The sequence below is a fragment of the Streptomyces sp. NPDC086989 genome, assembly GCF_044745505.1.
Classification (GTDB): Bacteria; Actinomycetota; Actinomycetes; order Streptomycetales; family Streptomycetaceae; genus Streptomyces.
In genome coordinates this window covers 401,164-418,817 of sequence record NZ_JBIVAL010000007.1, presented here as the reverse complement: position 1 = coordinate 418,817, position 17,654 = coordinate 401,164, and the positions used below count along the sequence as shown (strand labels likewise).

The 17,654-nt window shown below is 69.3% G+C and carries 11 protein-coding genes; 7 read left to right on the top strand and 4 right to left on the bottom strand.

What is annotated here, in order from left to right; all coding sequences use genetic code 11:
- Window positions 1–155: 155 nt before the first annotated feature.
- Both ACIPK4_RS19855 and ACIPK4_RS19850 read left to right on the top strand, forming a co-directional pair.
- Window positions 156–1,709, top strand: coding sequence for a sigma-70 family RNA polymerase sigma factor (locus tag ACIPK4_RS19855; protein ID WP_402314256.1), 1,554 nt, complete (start codon window positions 156–158; stop codon window positions 1,707–1,709).
- 463 nt (window positions 1,710–2,172) lie between these two features.
- On the top strand, window positions 2,173–4,548 hold the full coding sequence (locus tag ACIPK4_RS19850) for a non-reducing end alpha-L-arabinofuranosidase family hydrolase (protein ID WP_402314254.1): 2,376 nt from the start codon (window positions 2,173–2,175) through the stop codon (window positions 4,546–4,548).
- Window positions 4,549–4,636: 88 nt separating this feature from the next.
- Here the strand turns inward: ACIPK4_RS19850 and ACIPK4_RS19845 are convergent, their stop codons facing one another.
- From ACIPK4_RS19845 to ACIPK4_RS19830, 4 genes are all read right to left on the bottom strand, one after another.
- Complete coding sequence (locus ACIPK4_RS19845; RefSeq protein WP_402314251.1) at window positions 4,637–6,109, bottom strand: non-reducing end alpha-L-arabinofuranosidase family hydrolase; 1,473 nt, start codon at window positions 6,107–6,109, stop codon at window positions 4,637–4,639.
- 225 nt (window positions 6,110–6,334) lie between these two features.
- Complete coding sequence (locus tag ACIPK4_RS19840; RefSeq protein WP_402314249.1) at window positions 6,335–7,165, bottom strand: carbohydrate ABC transporter permease; 831 nt, start codon at window positions 7,163–7,165, stop codon at window positions 6,335–6,337.
- Window positions 7,162–8,151, bottom strand: coding sequence for a carbohydrate ABC transporter permease (locus ACIPK4_RS19835; protein ID WP_402314247.1), 990 nt, complete (start codon window positions 8,149–8,151; stop codon window positions 7,162–7,164). Before ACIPK4_RS19835 ends, ACIPK4_RS19840 begins: the two co-directional genes overlap by 4 nt.
- Window positions 8,144–9,442 (bottom strand): extracellular solute-binding protein, encoded by a 1,299-nt coding sequence (locus tag ACIPK4_RS19830; protein ID WP_402314245.1) that lies wholly within the window; start codon window positions 9,440–9,442, stop codon window positions 8,144–8,146. The genes ACIPK4_RS19835 and ACIPK4_RS19830 overlap by 8 nt, the downstream gene beginning before the upstream one ends.
- Window positions 9,443–9,672: 230 nt before the next feature.
- Here ACIPK4_RS19830 and ACIPK4_RS19825 point away from each other — a divergent pair, with 230 nt between their 5' ends.
- The 5 genes from ACIPK4_RS19825 (at window position 9,673) to ACIPK4_RS19805 (ending at window position 17,577) form a co-directional block, all read left to right on the top strand.
- Window positions 9,673–10,686, top strand: a complete 1,014-nt coding sequence (locus ACIPK4_RS19825) for a LacI family DNA-binding transcriptional regulator (protein ID WP_054227862.1) — start codon at window positions 9,673–9,675, stop codon at window positions 10,684–10,686.
- A 222-nt stretch (window positions 10,687–10,908) separates the two neighbouring features.
- A complete protein-coding gene (locus ACIPK4_RS19820) occupies window positions 10,909–13,128 on the top strand; it encodes a glycoside hydrolase family 3 N-terminal domain-containing protein (RefSeq protein WP_402314242.1) in 2,220 nt (739 codons plus the stop codon).
- Window positions 13,125–14,600 carry a glycoside hydrolase family 43 protein gene (locus tag ACIPK4_RS19815; RefSeq protein ID WP_402314240.1) on the top strand — a complete coding sequence of 492 codons (1,476 nt, stop codon included), beginning with the start codon at window positions 13,125–13,127 and terminating at the stop codon, window positions 14,598–14,600. The genes ACIPK4_RS19820 and ACIPK4_RS19815 overlap by 4 nt, the downstream gene beginning before the upstream one ends.
- Before the next feature lie 186 nt (window positions 14,601–14,786).
- Window positions 14,787–15,761, top strand: coding sequence for a glycoside hydrolase family 6 protein (locus ACIPK4_RS19810; RefSeq protein ID WP_402314238.1), 975 nt, complete (start codon window positions 14,787–14,789; stop codon window positions 15,759–15,761).
- Between the two features lie 373 nt (window positions 15,762–16,134).
- Window positions 16,135–17,577, top strand: coding sequence for an endo-1,4-beta-xylanase (locus ACIPK4_RS19805; RefSeq protein ID WP_402314236.1), 1,443 nt, complete (start codon window positions 16,135–16,137; stop codon window positions 17,575–17,577).
- The last annotated feature ends 77 nt before the right edge of the window (window positions 17,578–17,654 follow it).

Below are 17,654 nucleotides of genomic sequence, written 5' to 3'. Positions count from 1 at the left end.
TGATGGGTTGCGGGGTCCGACGCCCGGTGCCGCGGCTGGAACCACAGACGTCAACCCCTGGCCAAAGCACCGGCTTTGCCCGCATACCCTTGCCGACGTCAAGGTGTTGCGCCGTACGCGGCGGATCGCCCCCTGAGGGGGTGGGGATGGGTCTCATGGATACGGATCACACGGGGCTGGTCGTCGCGGCCCAGGCCGGTGACGCTCAGGCGCGCGAGGAACTGATCCGCGCGTACCTGCCGTTGCTCTACAACATCGTCCGGCGAGCGCTGAGCGGACACGCCGACGTCGACGACGTCGTCCAGGAAACCCTGCTGCGGGTGGTGCGCGACCTGCCCGCCCTGCGTGCCCCGGAGAGCTTCCGGTCCTGGCTGGTGTCGATCACGCTCCGACAGATCAACACGCACTGGCAGCGACGACGCGCCCTGGCGGACCGGACCGCGGTCATCGACGAGGCACTCCAGATGCCGGACGGCGGCGCCGAACTCGAGGACATGACGATCCTGCGTCTGCATGCGTCGGACGAGCGCCGTCAGGTCGTCGAAGCCGGCCGGTGGCTCGACGCGGACCATCGGGTGCTGCTGTCGCTGTGGTGGCAGGAGTGCGCCGGACTGCTGAGCCGCGACGACATCGCCGCCGCGACGGGCCTCACCGCCGCTCACGTCGGAGTACGCCTGCAACGGATGCGTGAGCAGCTGGACCTCAGCCGGACCGTCGTCGCCGCGCTGGAGGCCCGCCCGCGCTGTCCGCGGTTGGACGAGACCGTCGTCGGCTGGGACGGTCTTCGTACATCGGTGTGGCGCAAGCGGATCGCGCGGCACACCCGCGACTGCCAGGTCTGCACGGCGACGACGACCCGACGGGTCCCTGCTGAACTGCTGCTCCTCAGCCTCGCGCCGCTGGCGGTCCCGGCCGGACTCCTCGCCGCGCTGGCCGCCAAGGGTCTGCTGTCAGGTACGGCCGCGAGCGCCGCCGGGCTGGCCGCGGCACCCGTCGCCGTCGGCACGGCGACGGGTGGAGGCGCGGGTGGAGGCGCTCTGCACGGCTCACTGATCGCCAAACTGCCTGCACTGACCGCTCATCAGCTGGTGGGACTCGCGACCGGCGCGGTGCTCGTCGCCGGGGCCGCCACCTACGCGACGTGGCCCGAGCCGGCGCACCGGGCGCCCGGCGTCATCGCCGCTCCCACGGGCGGCAACCCCACGGCGATCCCGTCGAGCACCACCACGCCGGCCGAACCGTCCCCGGTGAATCCGTCGGCCGGGGCGGCCGCTGTTCCGCTGGGCGCACAGACACTGGAGTCCGTGGACGAACCCGCCCTGTACCTCGCGTACGCCGACGACTTCGCGACGCTCGGCCGGGCCTCGGCGTCCAGCAGCACGCAGACGCGGCAGCGGGTCACGTTCACCGTCCTCCGGGGGCTGGCCGACGCACGGTGCGTCACCTTCCGCTCCGCCGACGGCCGCTATCTGCGCCACCGTGAACTGCGGCTCCGGCTGAGCACCGACGACGGCAGTGAACTGTTCCGTGAAGACGCCACCTTCTGCCCGAGCGCCGGGTCGGTCACCGGGTCCGTGTCCCTCCACGCGCACAACTATCCCGGATCGGTCATCCGCCACCGCGACGGCGGGATCTGGCTCGACGGCTCCGACGGCACCCGGGCCTTCGCCGACCAGGCTTCCTTCATCGTGCGAAGGGGCCTCGGCTGACAACCCCCTGAGCATCCGGAGCGAGTCGCACTCCGATCGCCGCGACCGCCACGGCGCCACTCCCGGAACCGCACATGACCGGGGTGGCGTGTACTTCCCACAGGGCGGCCGGACCGCGGGGCCCGGCATAACGCTTTCTGCCTGCGAGATGCATCACTGAGAAATCGCCGGGGCGGCTCGACTTTTTCGTTACGCGACCACGTGTTCGGGGGCCTCCACTTCGTGGGGTTCCTTCCCGCCGCTCACCACGTGTGCCGGCGCCGGAGGTCCCCACTCCCCCAGCAATGCATCTCCTGAAGAAAGCACCTCCCATGACCCCACACACCCACGAATCCCGGGTGACCGGTGCGCAGGCACGGCGCCGCGTCCTGCACCGCAGCCACCCCGCGGCGGATCCGACCGCACCGGCCGGTGCCCGCCCGGTCACAGCGCCCAAGGCGACCCGCGATCCCCGAGGAGAGTCATGAAGGGCCTGCACCGGCTCGGACGGAGCCGCCGGACACTGGCGATAGGACTGTCGGCCGCGGCGCTGCTGGCCGGCGCCGTGACGCTCCTCCCCGACTCCGCCGGAGCGGCGACCCTGGGTACGCAGGCGACCCCCTCGGGCAGGTACTTCGGCACAGCTGTGGCTGCCGGGAGGCTGGGCGACTCGGCGTACACCGCGATCTCGGACCGGGAGTTCAACATGATCACCCCGGAGAACGAGATGAAGTGGGACGCCGTCGAACCGTCCCGCGGCACATTCGCCTTCGGCCCCGCCGACCAGATCGTCAACCGTGCCGCGGCACACGGTCAGCGCATGCGCGGCCACACCGCGGTCTGGCACTCGCAGCTCCCCTCCTGGGTCAGCTCCATCGGCGACGCGAACACGCTGCGCGGCGTGATGAACAACCACATCACCACCTTGATGACCCACTACAAGGGCAAGGTCTACGCCTGGGACGTGGTCAACGAGGCGTTCGCCGACGGCTCCACCCAGCACCGCAGCTCGGTGTTCCAGAACGTGCTGGGCAACGGCTTCATCGAGGAGGCGTTCCGCACCGCCCGGGCGGCCGACCCCTCGGCCAAGCTCTGCTACAACGACTACAACATCGAGAACTGGTCGGACGCGAAGACCCAGGGCGTCTACACCATGGTCAAGGACTTCAAGTCCCGCGGCGTGCCGATCGACTGCGTCGGGTTCCAGAGCCACTTCGGCACCGGCGGGCCGCCGTCCAGCTTCCAGACCACCCTGTCGAACTTCGCCGCCCTCGGTGTCGACGTCCAGATCACCGAGCTGGACATCGCCCAGGCGTCACCCACCCACTACGCCAACACGGTCAAGGCCTGCCTGTCCGTGGCCCGGTGTACCGGCATCACGGTATGGGGCGTCCGCGACCGCGACTCGTGGCGCCGCGGCGAGAGCCCCCTGCTGTTCGACGACAACGGCAAACCCAAGGCCGCCTACACCGCCGTCGTGAACGCCCTCGCGACCGCCCCCGCCACCGCCGACGGGACCGGTACCGGCACGATCAAGGGCGTCGCCTCCGGTCGCTGCATCGACCTCGACGGTTCCACCACCGTCAACGGAACCCAGGCGCAGCTGTGGGACTGTCACGGACGAACCAACCAGCGCTGGACCTACACCGCCGACAGGCAGCTGATGATCTACGGCAACAAGTGCCTGGCCGCCAGGGCCAACGGCACCGTCAACGGCACCGCGGTGGTCATCGAGGACTGCAACGGCGGCGCCGGCCAGCAGTGGAACATCAACACCGACGGCATGATCGCCGGCGTCCAGTCCGGGCTGTGCCTCGACGCCGTCGGCGCGGGCACCGCCAACCGCACCAGGATCCAGCTGTACGCCTGCTGGTCCGGCGGCGGCAACCAGAAGTGGACCGGCCTGTCCGGGACGCCGGCCCCGACGACACCCGCGCCGACGGGCAGCACGTGTGCTCTTCCGTCGACGTACCGGTGGACGTCGACGGGTGCTCTGGCGCAGCCCGCGAACGGCTGGGCTTCGCTGAAGGACTTCACCACCGTGACGTACAACGGCAAGCACCTGGTCTACGGGTCCAACTTCTCGGGATCGTCGTACGGCTCGATGATGCTCGGTCCCTTCACGAACTGGTCGGACATGGCGTCGGCCGGCCAGTCCGGCATGAGCCAGCCCGCGGTGGCGCCGACGCTGTTCTACTTCGCGCCCAAGAAGATCTGGGTGCTGGCGTACCAGTGGGGCCCGTGGCCCTTCATCTACCGCACGTCGAGCGACCCCACCAACCCCAACGGCTGGTCGGCGCCGCAGCCGCTGTTCACCGGAAGCATTCCGCGCACCGATTCCCCCACCGGCCCGATCGACCAGACCCTGATCGCCGACGACCAGAACATCCACCTGTTCTTCGCCGGTGACAACGGCAAGATCTACCGGGCGAGCATGCCGATCGGGAACTTCCCGGGCAACTTCGGCTCGTCGTACACGACGGTCATGAGCGATACGCCGGACAACCTGTTCGAGGCGCCGCAGGTCTACAAGGTCAAGGGCCAGAACCAGTACCTCATGATCGTTGAGGCGAGGGGCGCGAACGGGCGCTACTTCCGCTCGTTCACGGCCTCCAGCCTGAGCGGGCCGTGGGCCCCGCAGGCCGCCGGCGAGAGCAACCCCTTCGCGGGCAAGGCCAACAGCGGTGCCACCTGGACCAACGACGTCAGCCACGGTGACCTGGTCCGCGACAACCCCGACCAGACCATGACCGTCGACCCCTGCAACCTGCAGTTCCTGTACCAGGGCAAGTCCCCCACCGCCGGCGGCCCCTACGACCAACTGCCGTACCGGCCGGCCGTCCTGACCCTGCGGCGCTGACCTGCCCACCTCCTGACCGATCTCACCGCCTCGAGGAACCCCAGCCGTGCACCGGCCGGGGTTCCTCTCCTTCTGTGGACTTTCGTCGTCAGCGCTGCAGTGTCAGCAGACCCGGCCGGTAGGGCAGGAGGCCGTAGTCGGCGCCGTCGGAGCTGGGGCTGCGTCCCTGGTAGAGCAACTGCAGATGGCAGGGATCCACGGTCATGGTCTGATCTGCGCTGGTGCGGATCAGTTCGCCGTGGCTGATGTCGTTGGTCCAGGTGGCGCCGCTGTTCGCCTTGCCGGCGAAGGGGTTGCTCTCGGTCGCGGCCTGGGGCGTCCATGAACCGTTCAGGCTGGTGGCCGTGAACGAGCGGAAGTAGCGGCCCTGGGAGCCGATCGCTTCGACGATCATGAGGTACTGGTTCTGGCCCTGGAGCTTGTAGACCTGCGGGGCTTCGAACAGGTTGTTCGTCGTGTCGCTCATGATCACGGTCGAGGTCGCGCCGAAACTGCCCGGGAAGTTCCCGATCGGCATACTGGCCCGGTAGATCTTGCCGTTGTCCCCGGCGAAGAACAGGTACATGTTCTCGTTGTCACCGATGAGTGTCTGGTCGATGGGTCCCGTTCCGGAGCCGGCGATGCCCCCGGAGAAGAGCACCTGCGGTGATGACCAGCCCTGGGGGTTGGTGGGGTCGCTCGACGTCCGGTAGGAGAAGGCGGTTCCACCCCACTGGTAGGTGAGCACCCAGATGTTCTTCGGGGCGAAGTGGAAGAGCGTGGGTGCGACGGTGGAGGTCGACATCGTGTTCTGCCCGGCCGAGGCCATGTCCGACCAGTTGGTGAACAGGCCGAAGTTCATCGAACCCCAATTCGTCCCCGTGTCGTGCGTCGTCGCGTACACGAGCTGCCTGCCGTTGTACGGGACGACGGTGAAGTCCTTGAGCGAGACCCACCCCGGCTTGGGCTGCGCCAGCGCGCCCGTTGACGTCCAGCGGTAGGTCGACGGAAGACTGCACGGGCCGGAGCCGCCGCCGACCTGGACGAGCCGCCACTGCTGGTTGCTGCCGCCCCAGTCGTCGTACTGGACGACGTTCGCGTTGTCGGCGGTGGATCCGCCTTGGACTTCCAGGGCCTTGTTGCTGTGGCGCGCGACGAACCTCACGTAGCCGTCCGAGCTGTCGGCCAGCCGCCACTGCTGGTTGGTCCCGTTCACGTCGGCCCACTGGACGATCGGGGCACCGTTCGCGGTGGACCCGTTCTGGACGTCCAGCACCTTGCCGGAGTGGCGGGACTTGATGCGGTAGTAACCGCCACCGGAGTCGACGAACTGCCACTGCTGCTGGTTCTGATCGTTCCTGGTCCACTGGGTGATGCGGGCGCCGTCGCCGGTCGCCAGGTTGTAGACGTCCAGGGCCTTGCCGCTGTTGCGGTTGACCAGCACGTACGAGGCTTCGGTGTCGACGGCCGGCGCCGCGCCGGCGGGCTGGACACTGAGGCAGGTGGCCAGGAGCAGCAAGGGCGCGATGACGGCGAGCAGGCGTCGTCTCAGGTGGACCGGGGACGGTTGGCGAAACCACATCAGAAGAGCTCCTTCGAGGGGGGTGGGAGTGAGGTGACCCCGACGGGCCGCGGAACGGCTGCGGCCAGGGGCCGTCACGCCGGCGGATCCACCGGGCGTCCAGCAGTTCACGTTTCAGGCGGTGGGCCGCGGGCCGGTGATGTTAGCGCTAACAAATTTGCGGATGCCGATGCGGTCAGGCGTTTCACAACGTCTCCTCGGGGGGTGGGGTCGCAGCGGGACGGGTCAGTCCTTGGTGGCGCCCGCCGTGAGTCCGCCGATCAGCTGCCGCTCGGCGACGGCGTAGAACGCGAGGGCGGGGATCATGGCGAGCACGATGTAGGCGAGGACGAGCGCGTAGTCGGTCGAGTACTGGCCCTGGAACTGCTGGACCCCGACCGGGACCGTCTGCCATCTCGGGTCGTTGAACACCAGCAGCGGCAGGAAGAAGTTGTTCCAGCTCGCGACGATCGCCAGCACCGACACCGTGCCGAGCGCCGGACGCGCCATCGGCAGCAGGATCTTCCAGAAGAAGCGGAACTTGCCGCAGCCGTCCATGACGGCCGCCTCCTCGACCTCCGCCGGGACCGTCCGGAAGAAACCCCTCAGAATGGTGATCGTCATCGGGAGCCCGAAGGCCGCCTGGGGAAGGATCACGCCGAGCGGGTTGTCGAGCAGGTCGAAGTTGCGCAGCAGCAGGAACAGCGGCAGGACGGCCACCGCGAACGGGAACATGAGCCCGATCGTGAACAGCGTGTAGAACAGCTCCCTGCCCCGGAAGGCGTAGCGGGCCAGCGCGAACGCCGCCATCGCGGACGCCGCCACCGTGCAGCACGTCGTGCCGATCGCGATGCCCGCGCTGTTGGCGATCTGCCGCCAGAACGTTCCGTCGCCGAGTATGCCGGTGTAGTTGCCGGTCCTCCAGTGCCCGGGCAGCCCGAACGGGTTGGTCGTCAGCTCGCCGGTGCTCTTGAACCCGGAGATCACCGCGTAGCCGAGCGGCACGACGACGAACGCGCCGATCAGCCAGACCACGGCGTGCAGCGACAGGCCTCGCGCGGTCCTGCGGGCGTTCACCGGCCACCTCCCGAGGTGATGGCCCCGCTCAGGTCACGGCGGAGCACGTAACGCTGGTAGAAGAGGGAGAAGACCAGGCTGATCATGAACAGCACCACGCTGATCGCACTGGCGTACCCGACCTGGTAGCGCTTGAACCCGAACTGGAACATCGAGATCGCCATCGTCTCGGAGGAGTGGTTGGGCCCGCCCGCGGTCATGACCCAGACGAGGTCGAAGAGCTGGATGGCCCCGATGACCGAAAGGAAGACGCTGATCCGGATCGTCGGGCCGAGCAGCGGCAGCGTCACGTGCCGGAAGCGCTGCCAGACGCCGGCACCGTCGATGGAGGCGGCCTCGAGGATCTCGCCCGGGATGCCCTGCAGTCCGGCGAGGAAGAGCATCATGTGGAAGCCGAAGTACTTCCAGGTCATGACCACGAACAGGGTGGGCATGACCGTCGAGGGATCGGCGAGCCACTTCCCCCGCAGCCCCTCCAGGCCGAGGGCGCCGGCGAGGTGGTCTGCCATGCCGGCATCAGGAAGGAAGATCATCGTGAAGAGGACCGCCGTGACCACCTCGGACAGGACGTAGGGCGCGAAGAACAGCATCCGGTAGACGGCCCTGCCGCGCAGCCTCTGGTTGAGCAGGACCGCGGTGAGCAGCGCGAACGGCAACTGCACCGTGATCGACAGGGCGATCAGGTACAGCCCGTGCTCCAGATCGCCCAGGAAGACCTGATCGTCGAACAGCTTGGCGTAGTTGTCGAAGCCGACGAAGTCGTCCAGGGGGCCGGTCCCGCCCCACTTGAAGAAGCCGGTGTAGACGGCGACGGCGATCGGGGCGAGGACGAAGACGAGGAAGAGGGCCAGAGCCGGGACGAGGAACCAGACGATCGACGCCCAGCTGTGCAACCCGCGCAGGAGAGGCCGTGCCGGGGCGGGCGGGCCCACCGTCAGGGCGTTCTGCGTCCGCTCCTCGGTCAGCGTGGACACGGGGCTAGGCACCCTTCGCAGCCTCGGTGATCGACTTGGTGACCTGCTCGGGCGTCTTCTTGCCGGCGATGAGGTCGGCGACGCTGTCGTTGACCTGCTGGCCGACCGCGGGCGGGTAGGCCTGGTCGAGGAAGAGCTGGAAGCCCGTCGCGTTGACCAGGCTGTCGGCCACCACCCTCCTGTTGGGGTCGGTGAGCCGGCTCTCCGCGCCCTTGACCACCGGCAGGTAGCCGTTGGAGGCCAGCAGCTTGGACTCGTTCTCCAGAACGAAGAACCTCAGGAACTCCAGCGCCTCCTTCGGCGCACCTTTGCGCAGCGCGAAGCCACCGCCACCGCCGAACACGTCGGTGGCCCGGCCGAGGCCGCCGTCGACCGTCGGGAAGGGGAAGAAGCCCAGGTCCGCTCCGAGGTCGGCGCCCGCGTCCTTCTGGACCGACGGCCCCCACTGGCCCATCAGCTCCATGGCGGCCTTGCCGTTGCCCATGGTCGCGGCCTGGCCGCCGGGGGTGGCGTAGCCCGCACCGAGGAAGCCCGTCTGGAACGGCTGGAGGTCGACCAGCTCCTTGAGACGGGTGCCCGCCTGAACGAAGCCGGCGCCGGTGAAGTCCTTGGTGGTCGCGGCCCGCTGCAGCGCGGGGAGGCCTGCCACGCGCATCGCGAGGTAGGCCCAGTAGTAGTGGCCGGGCCATTTCTCCTTGCCCGCGAGGGCGATCGGAGTGACGCCCGCCGCCTTGAGCTTCGTGACGTCTTCGAGGAGCTCGGCCCAGGTGGCCGGCGGAGCGGTGATTCCGGCCTTGGCGAAGAGCTTCTTGTTGTACCAGAAGCCGACCATGCCGACGTCGTAGGGAACTGCGTAGGTCCGGCCCTCGAACTGATAGGCCTGCAGCGAGACCGGGGTGAGGTCGGACGCCCAGCCCAACGCGTCGGTGAGGTCCTCGACCAGCCCCGCGTCGACCTGCTGCCGCAGAACGCCGCCGCCCCAGGTCTGGAAGACGTCGGGGAGCCTGCCCGAGGAAGTGGTGGCCGTCAGCTTGGACTTGAACGCCTCGTTCTCCAACGAGGTCGTCTTGATCGTCGTGTTCGGGTGGGTGGCCGTGAACGCCGAAGAGATCTGCGGGAACAGGGACTTGCCCGGTTCCGTCGTGGCGATGTTCCACCACGCGAAGGTCACCTTGCCATCGGCCGCCGGCCCGGAGGCGGAGCCGGACTCCCCGCCACCGCAGGCGGCGGTCAGCGAGAGGGACAGAGCGGTCAGACCCGAGAGCGCCAGGAAGCTTCGTCGGCTCGGGGGTGTGCTGGCCATGGGACCTCCGGGGTGGGGGATGCCGGTTCGAGCGCGAAAATATTTCGTAACATTCTCGATTTCGTGCTGCCACAAACTAGGAACGTGGGGCGCCACGGTCAAGCCTTCTCACCGAACTTCCCTCAGGAGCAGCCCTCTTGGAGCTTGACAACCACGTCGCGCCGACCGGAAACTCTTCGAAAGTTTGCGATACATGTCGCCAGCGCAGGCGTGCATGCAGAGGAGTAAAGTTGAGCGAACAGCGTCCGACCCTGGCCGTCATCGCCGCGGAGGCAGGGGTCTCCCAGGCCACCGTGTCCAAGGTGATCAACGGTCGCTCCGATGTCGCACCCGCGACACGCGAACGCATCGAGAGCCTGCTGCGATCTCACAACTACCTGCACCCCGGCCGGCAGGGCAGGGCCCGCAGGTCGGGCCTGGTCGACTTGATCATCGGCGGTCTGGACAGCGCGTGGGCGGTGGAGATACTGCGTGGCGTCGAGGCCGAGTGCGCCCAGCGGAGCGTGGGCACCGTCGTGTCGCTCGTCCCGCCGGGCGAGGCCACGCCGTCGAGCTGGGCCGCACTGCCGGTCCTGCACCACAGCGACGGCGTCATCCTCGTCACCGCCTCCGTCACCCAGGCCCAGCGCGCCCAGGTCGAACAGGCCGGGGTGGCGCTGGTCGTCATCGACCCGATCGACCTGCCGGGCCATGGGGTTCCGAGCATCGGCGCGACCAACTGGGCGGGCGGCCTCGCCGCCACCGAGCACCTGCTGGGCCTGGGGCACCGCCGGATCGCCGCCATCGGCGGCCGCAAGGAGATGCTCTGCAGCCAGGCCCGCATCGACGGGTACCGGGCCGCGCTGGAGCGGGCCGGGATCGAGGTCGACCGGGACCTGATCCGGTTCGGCGACTTCCAGCACGAGGGCGGGTTCCAGCGCGCCCGGGAACTCCTCGCCCTCCCCGAGCCGCCGACCGCCATCTTCGCCAGTAGCGACCAGCAGGCGATGGGCGTCTACGAAGCCGCCCGGCAGGGCGGCCTGAGCATCCCGCAGGACCTCAGCGTGGTCGGTTTCGACGACCTGCCGATGTGCGAATGGCTGTCACCGCCGCTGACGACCGTGCGCCAGCCGCTGGAGGAGATGGGCCGGCTCGCCGCCCGCACGCTCTTCCAGCTCCTGGACGGCCAGCCCCTGGTCAGCCCCCGGATGGAGCTCTCGACCGAGCTCAAGGTCCGGCTCTCCACCGCCCTGCCCCGTCTCTAGGGGGTGTCTTGTCGGTCAGGCCGGGCTCGCGGCGTCTGGCACCGCGCCTCGCCGCGTTGTCGTCAGTCGCCAACGTCCCCCAGCTACCGCTGGGTGGGGTCCCCCCGGACGAAGTCCGGGGGGACCCCCACCGCGTTGACTCCCTCCTCCGCCTAGCGATGCACGGCACCGGACGCCGCTCCCATCCGGCCTGACCGACGAGACACTCCCTAGGAGAACTCCTTGACCGAGCCCTGGCGTGACCCCCTCCTGCCCGTGTCCGTACGGGTCGCCGATCTGCTGGAACGGATGACGCTGGAGGAGAAGGCGGGTCAGCTCGCCGGCTTCTGGGCGCTGCCCTCGGATCCGGGGGCACCGGTCGCGCCGATGGAGGACGATTCCGGCGAGTCCGCGCCCGGCCTCGACGACATCGCCGCCCACGGGCTCGGCCAGCTCACCCGCGTGTTCGGCACCGCTCCGGTCACCGCGGAAGCCGGGACGGAGCGGCTCGCCTCGCTCCAGCGGCAGGTGACCGGATCCGGCCGGTTCGGGATCCCGGCGGTCGCTCACGAGGAGTGCCTGACCGGGTTCATGACGTTGGGGGCGACGGTCTTCCCCGGGCCGCTGGCCTGGGGCGCGTCCTTCGATCCCGGGCTCGTGCGCCGGATGGCCGCCGCCATCGGCACGGGGATGCGGCGGGTCGGCGTCCACCAGGGGCTGGCTCCGGTGCTCGACGTGGTCCGCGACTACCGGTGGGGCAGGACCGAGGAGTGCATCGGCGAGGATCCCTACCTCGTCGGGGCGATCGGCACCGCCTATGTGCAGGGCTTGGAGGGCGCCGGGATCGTGGCGACGCTCAAGCACTTCGCCGGGTACTCGGCCTCACGCGGCGGCCGGAACATGGCCCCCGTCGCCGCGGGGCCGCGCGAGTTCGCCGACGTACTGGTCGAGCCTTTCGTTCGGGCACTGCGCGAGGGAGGCGCCCGGTCGGTGATGAACAGTTACACCGACGTGGACGGCGTCCCGGTGGCAGCCGACGAACGGCTGCTGACGGGGCTCCTCAGAGATGAGCTCGGCTTCAGCGGCGTGGTCGTCGCCGACTACTACGCCGTCTCCTTCCTGGAGACCCGGCACGGGGTCACCGGCTCGCGCGGCGCGGCCGGCGCCCTGGCGCTGACCGCCGGAATCGACGTCGAGCTGCCCACGGCCCGCTGCTACGGCGAGCCGCTGACCGAACTCGTGCGGTCGGGAAGCCTGTCCGAGGAGCTCATCGACCGGGCCGCGGAACGGGTCCTGCTGCAGAAGGCCGAGCTCGGCCTGCTCGACCCGGACTGGGAACCCGTCAAGCCCGTGCCGGTCGACCTCGACCCGCCGGAGAACCGGGTACTGGCCAGGCTCCTGGCCGAACGGTCCACCGTGCTCCTCGCCAACGACGGCACCCTGCCGCTGCGACCGTGCCGTGTCGCGATCAGCGGGCCGTACGCCGACGACCCCCGGTCCTTCCTCGGCTGCTATTCCTTCCCCAACCACGTCGCGCTGTCCGGCGACCTCGGGCTGGAGATCCCGACGCTCGGCGAGGCGCTCACCGCTGCCGGGTTCACCGTCACCGAGGACGATCCGGACGTGAACGTGCTGGTGCTCGGGGACCGGGCCGGCATGTTCGGCCGGGGCACCTCCGGAGAGGGCTGTGACGCCGAGACCCTCGACCTGCCCGGCGACCAGGCCGCACTCGCCTCCGCCGTGCTGGACTCCGGGGTGCCGACCGTCCTGGTCATCGTCTCCGGACGGCCCTACGCGCTCGGCACGCTGGCTGAGCGCGCATCGGCCGTGGTGCAGGTCTTCTTCCCCGGCGAGGAGGGCGGGACGGCGCTGGCCCGGATCATCAGCGGGGCCGCGGAACCCTCCGGTCGGCTGCCCGTCTCCATCCCCCGCCGGACCGGCGGACAGCCCGGCACCTACCTGCACGCCAGGCTCGGCGGGCACACCGACTGGAGCTCGGTGGACCCGACCCCGCTGTTCCCCTTCGGACACGGGCTGAGCTGGACCCGCTTCACCTGCTCGGAGCTCTCGGTGGATCCCGTCGCCGCGACGGACGGAACCGTCGCCGTCTCGGTCACCACGCGCAACGTCGGCGAGGTGACCGGGACCGAGGTGGTCCAGCTGTACCTCTCCGACCCCGTGGCGTCCGTCGTCCGGCCGCAGCGGTGGCTCGCCGGATTCGCCAGGGTCGTACTGCGGCCGGGAGCGGCCGCCCGGATCACCTTCTCCGTCCATGCCGACCGGACCTCCTTCAGCGGGCTCGACCTGCGCAGGAGAGTGGAGCCCGGGGAGATCGGCGTATTCGTCGGACGCTCCAGCGGAGACCTTCCGCTCCAGGGATCCTTCACTCTGGAGGGCCCGGTACGTCACCCGGCGGCCGACCGGGTGCTGTCCGTGCCGGTCGAGATCGTCCCGGTTCCATGACCCGGTTCTCCGGTGATCCCGTCCTGCCCGGGTTCCGGCCCGACCCGTCCGTCTGCCGGGTGGGAGCGGACTACTACCTGGTCACGTCCAGCTTCGAATGGTTCCCCGGCCTTCCCGTGTTCCACAGCCGCGATCTCGTGAACTGGCGGCGCATCGGCTCCGCCCTCGACCGGGCGTCCCAGCTCGACCTCGCCGGGTGCGAGCCCTCACGGGGCCTGTTCGCACCGACGATCCGGCACCATGACGGGGTCTTCCATCTCGTCTGCACCCTGATGGACGGCCCCGGTCATTTCGTCGTCACGGCGACCGACCCGGCGGGGCCGTGGTCAGAGCCGCAGTGGCTGGACGGCGAGGGCTTCGACCCGTCGCTGTTCTTCGACGACGGGCCGGACGACGGCGACGGCGGGAGCGGCGGCAGCGATGGCCGGGCCTGGTTCACCGCCGCCCGCGTACGGGACGAGGCCGCCGGCCGCACCGAGATCTGGATGCGCGAATACCTTCCCCGCGAACGACGGCTCACGGGACCCGAGCACGTCCTGTGGTCGGGAAGCCACCCTGGCGCCCGGTGGTCGGAAGCCCCGCACCTCTACAAGACCGACGGCACCTATCTCCTGCTCACCGCCGAGGGTGGCACCGATGTGGACCACAGCGTGGTGGCCGCCCGCGCCGACCACGTGACCGGACCGTACGAGGGCGCCCCCGGCAACCCGGTGCTGCCACCCGCCGAGGGACCCGTCACCTGCACGGGGCACGCCGACCTCGTCCAAACCCCGTACGGCGACTGGCGGGCCGTCCTCCTGGGTGTCCGTCCGGGCTCCGCCCTCGGCCGCGAGACCTTCCTCAGCCGGATCACCTGGGACGAGGGCTGGCCGGTCTTCTCCCCCGTCGTCCACACCGACCTCCGCCGCCCCCTCCACGACGACTTCGCCACCCTCTCCGCCGACTGGAACACCCTGCGCACCCCACCCGCGCGGTTCTGGACCACCGGCGAGGGACTACGCCTTCGACTCCGCCCCGAGCGCCTCGGCGAACGCACCACCCCGTCCCTCCTGGCCCGCCCCCAGGAACAGCCCGACTGCGACGTCTCCACCGAACTGCACTTCACCCCCGCCGCCCCGGACGAACAGGCGGGCCTCGCCGTGGTCCTCGACGACGACACCCACCTGCTCTTCCTTCGCACCACGGAAGGACTCAGCCTCCGCCACGGGCCCGACGTCCTGGCATGCGCTCCCGTCCCTCCGGGCCCCGTTCAGCTGGGGGTCCGCATCCGGGGCTTCAGCCACACCTTCGCCCACACGGCACCCGGCGGCACCTGGCAGGACCTGACCACCGTCGAAGCCACTTTCCTCGTCCCGCTGTTCACCAGCATCCAGCTCGGCCTCTACGCCACGTCCAACGGCCGCCCCTCCGCCAACCACGCACACTTCGCGTGGTTCGACATCACGTACCTGAGCCGGCGGGAACCGCCGTGACGCCGACGTCGGTGATCCCACGGCCGTGGGCAGGGGCGGGCTGGTGTGCCGGGCACTCGCCAGGTCATCGAAGCCGATCGCCGCGACGTCCTCTGCGACGAATTCAAATCATCCCACCAGCGTGACCCGAACCTTTCCAGAAAGGGAAAGCGCTTCCCCAACTCCTCGCCCGTCGGAGGAAGAATCATGCGCACATCCTTCCGAGCCGTATCGGCCCTGCTGGCCGGTGTCCTCACCACCGGTTTCGCCCTGATAAACGCCGCACCGGCGTATGCTGCCGACCCGACCACCATGACCAGCGGCTTCTACACCGACCCCGACAACGCCGCCCTGCGGTGGGCCGACGCAAACCCGGGCGACGGGCGGGCGGCGGCGATCCGGACGTCCATCGCCCACACCCCGTCGGCCCGCTGGTTCGGCAACTGGAGCGGCGACATCGGCACGGCCACCGGCGCCTACGTCGGTCGCGCGGACTCCTACGACAAGCTTCCGGTCCTGGTCGCGTACAACATCCCCCATCGGGACATCTGCGCCGGTCACTCCGGCGGCGGCGCCGGGAGCCGCGCCGCGTACGACGCCTGGATCGCCGCCTTCGCCAGCGGCATCGGCAACCGCCCGGCCCTCGTCGTCCTCGAACCCGACGCCCTCGGCCACGAAAGTTGCATGACGGCCGATCAGATCGCCGAGCGCAACGCCATGCTGAGGAACGCGATCGCCCAGTTCAATGCCAAGGCCCCCCATACCTGGGTGTACCTCGACGCCGGGAACCCCGGCTGGATCGGCGCCTCGACCATGGCGCAGCAGCTCGCCGCCGCCGGTGTCGGCGGGGCACACGGCTTCGTGCTGAACGTCTCCAACTACTTCACCACCGGCCAGAACACCTCCTACGGCAACGCGGTCAACTCCGCTCTCGGCTCCTTCGGCTACACCAAGCCGTTCGTCGTCGACACCAGCCGCAACGGCAACGGTTCCAACGGCCAGTGGTGCAACCCCGCGGGCCGCCGGATCGGCACTCCGAGCCAGCGCGGCGGAGACGGCGCCGAGATGCTGCTGTGGATCAAGATTCCCGGCGAGTCCGACGGCAACTGCGGTGTCGGGGCCGGCTCCTCGGCCGGGCAGTTCCTGCCCGAGGTCGCCTACAAGATGATCTACGGCTACTGACCCCCTCCCCCACGCCTCGCCGAGCTCAACCACGCGACCAACGCCAAGCCCGTGCGACGGCCGGTGCACCCGCAGCATGCGGGCAGCACCATCGAAAGTATTTCGAGGGCGACGACTCAACGGAAAGCAGCCACCAAGCCGCCCAGGCGGCGCACTCTCGAAATCTTTTCGAAACTCTTGACACTTTGCGGCGGGGTTTCCAGACTGAGGCCCGAGGCGGTCCGCTTTTCTGTGTCCGGGCGCCAAGGGTGCCGGCCTTTGAATTCCCGTCCCGGCGGCGAGCGTCCTTCGTCCGTGGACGCGGGCGCCGTTCATGCGAATTCACTCTGCCGCACTCCCGTCCTTCCGTGATTTCCCTCCTGGAGGTTCTTTCATGGGCTTACACGCCATTCCCCCCACCACCGTCCGACGGAAGGCCGGTGGTCTTCATGCGGCCCTGGTCGTCGCCGTCCTCGGTTCGGCCGCTCTGCTGGGGGCGCCGCTGACCTCACAAGCCGCCGAGGGCACGCTCGGTGGTGCGGCGACGCAGAGCAGCCGGTACTTCGGCAGCGCCATCGCATCGGGCAGGCTGGGCGACTCGGCGTACACGACGATCGCGGGTCGCGAGTTCAACTCGGTGACGCCCGAGAACGAGATGAAGATCGACGCGACCGAGCCCCAACAGGGCCAGTTCAATTTCTCCGCCGGTGACCGCGTCTACAACTGGGCGGTGCAGAACGGCAAGCAGGTACGCGGCCACACCCTGGCCTGGCACTCCCAGCAGCCCGGCTGGATGCAGAACCTCAGCGGCAGCGCCCTGCGCCAGGCGATGACCAACCACATCAACGGCGTGATGACCCACTACAAGGGCAAGCTCGCCCAGTGGGACGTGGTGAACGAGGCCTTCGCAGACGGCAGTTCGGGAGTACGGCGCGACTCCAACCTGCAGCGCACCGGCAACGACTGGATCGAGGTCGCCTTCCGCACCGCGCGCGCCGCCGACCCGGCCGCCAAGCTCTGCTACAACGACTACAACATCGAGAACTGGACCTGGGCCAAAACCCAGGGCGTGTACGCCATGGTCCGGGACTTCAAGCAGCGCGGCGTGCCGATCGACTGCGTCGGCTTCCAGTCCCACTTCAACAACGACAGCCCCTACAACAGCAACTTCCGCACCACCCTGCAGAGCTTCGCCGCCCTCGGCGTCGATGTGGCCGTCACCGAACTCGACATCCAGGGCGCCTCGGCCACGACCTACGCCAACGTGACCAACGACTGCCTGGCCGTCCCGCGCTGCCTCGGCATCACCGTCTGGGGTGTGCGCGACACCGACTCCTGGCGATCGGAGCAATCGCCTCTGCTGTTCGACGGCAACGGCGGCAAGAAGCCCGCCTACGCCTCCGTGCTCAACGCACTCAACGCCGTTTCCCCGACGCCCACTCCGACCCCCTCGCCCGGTACGGGGCAGATCAAGGGCGTCGGTTCGGGCCGCTGCGTGGACGTGCCCGGTGCCGGCACCACCGACGGCACCCAGGTCACCCTGTGGGACTGCAACAACCGAACCAACCAGCAGTGGGCGTACACGGCCGAGGGCGAGCTCAGGGTCTACGGCAACAAGTGCCTGGACGCCGCCGGCACCGGCAACGGAGTCAAAGTCCAGATCTACAGCTGCTGGGGAGGCGACAACCAGAAGTGGCGCCTCAACTCCGACGGATCGATCGTCGGGGTCCAGTCCGGCCTCTGCCTCGACGCCACCGGCAACGGCACCGCCAACGGCACCCCGATCCAGCTCTACTCCTGCTCGAACGGCGGTAACCAGCGCTGGACCCGCACCTGAACCACCGAAGACCCACGGTGCGGCTTCCCCCGAGGAGCACGCGCACACCATGGAGTGGAGCCAGGACGATCCTGGCT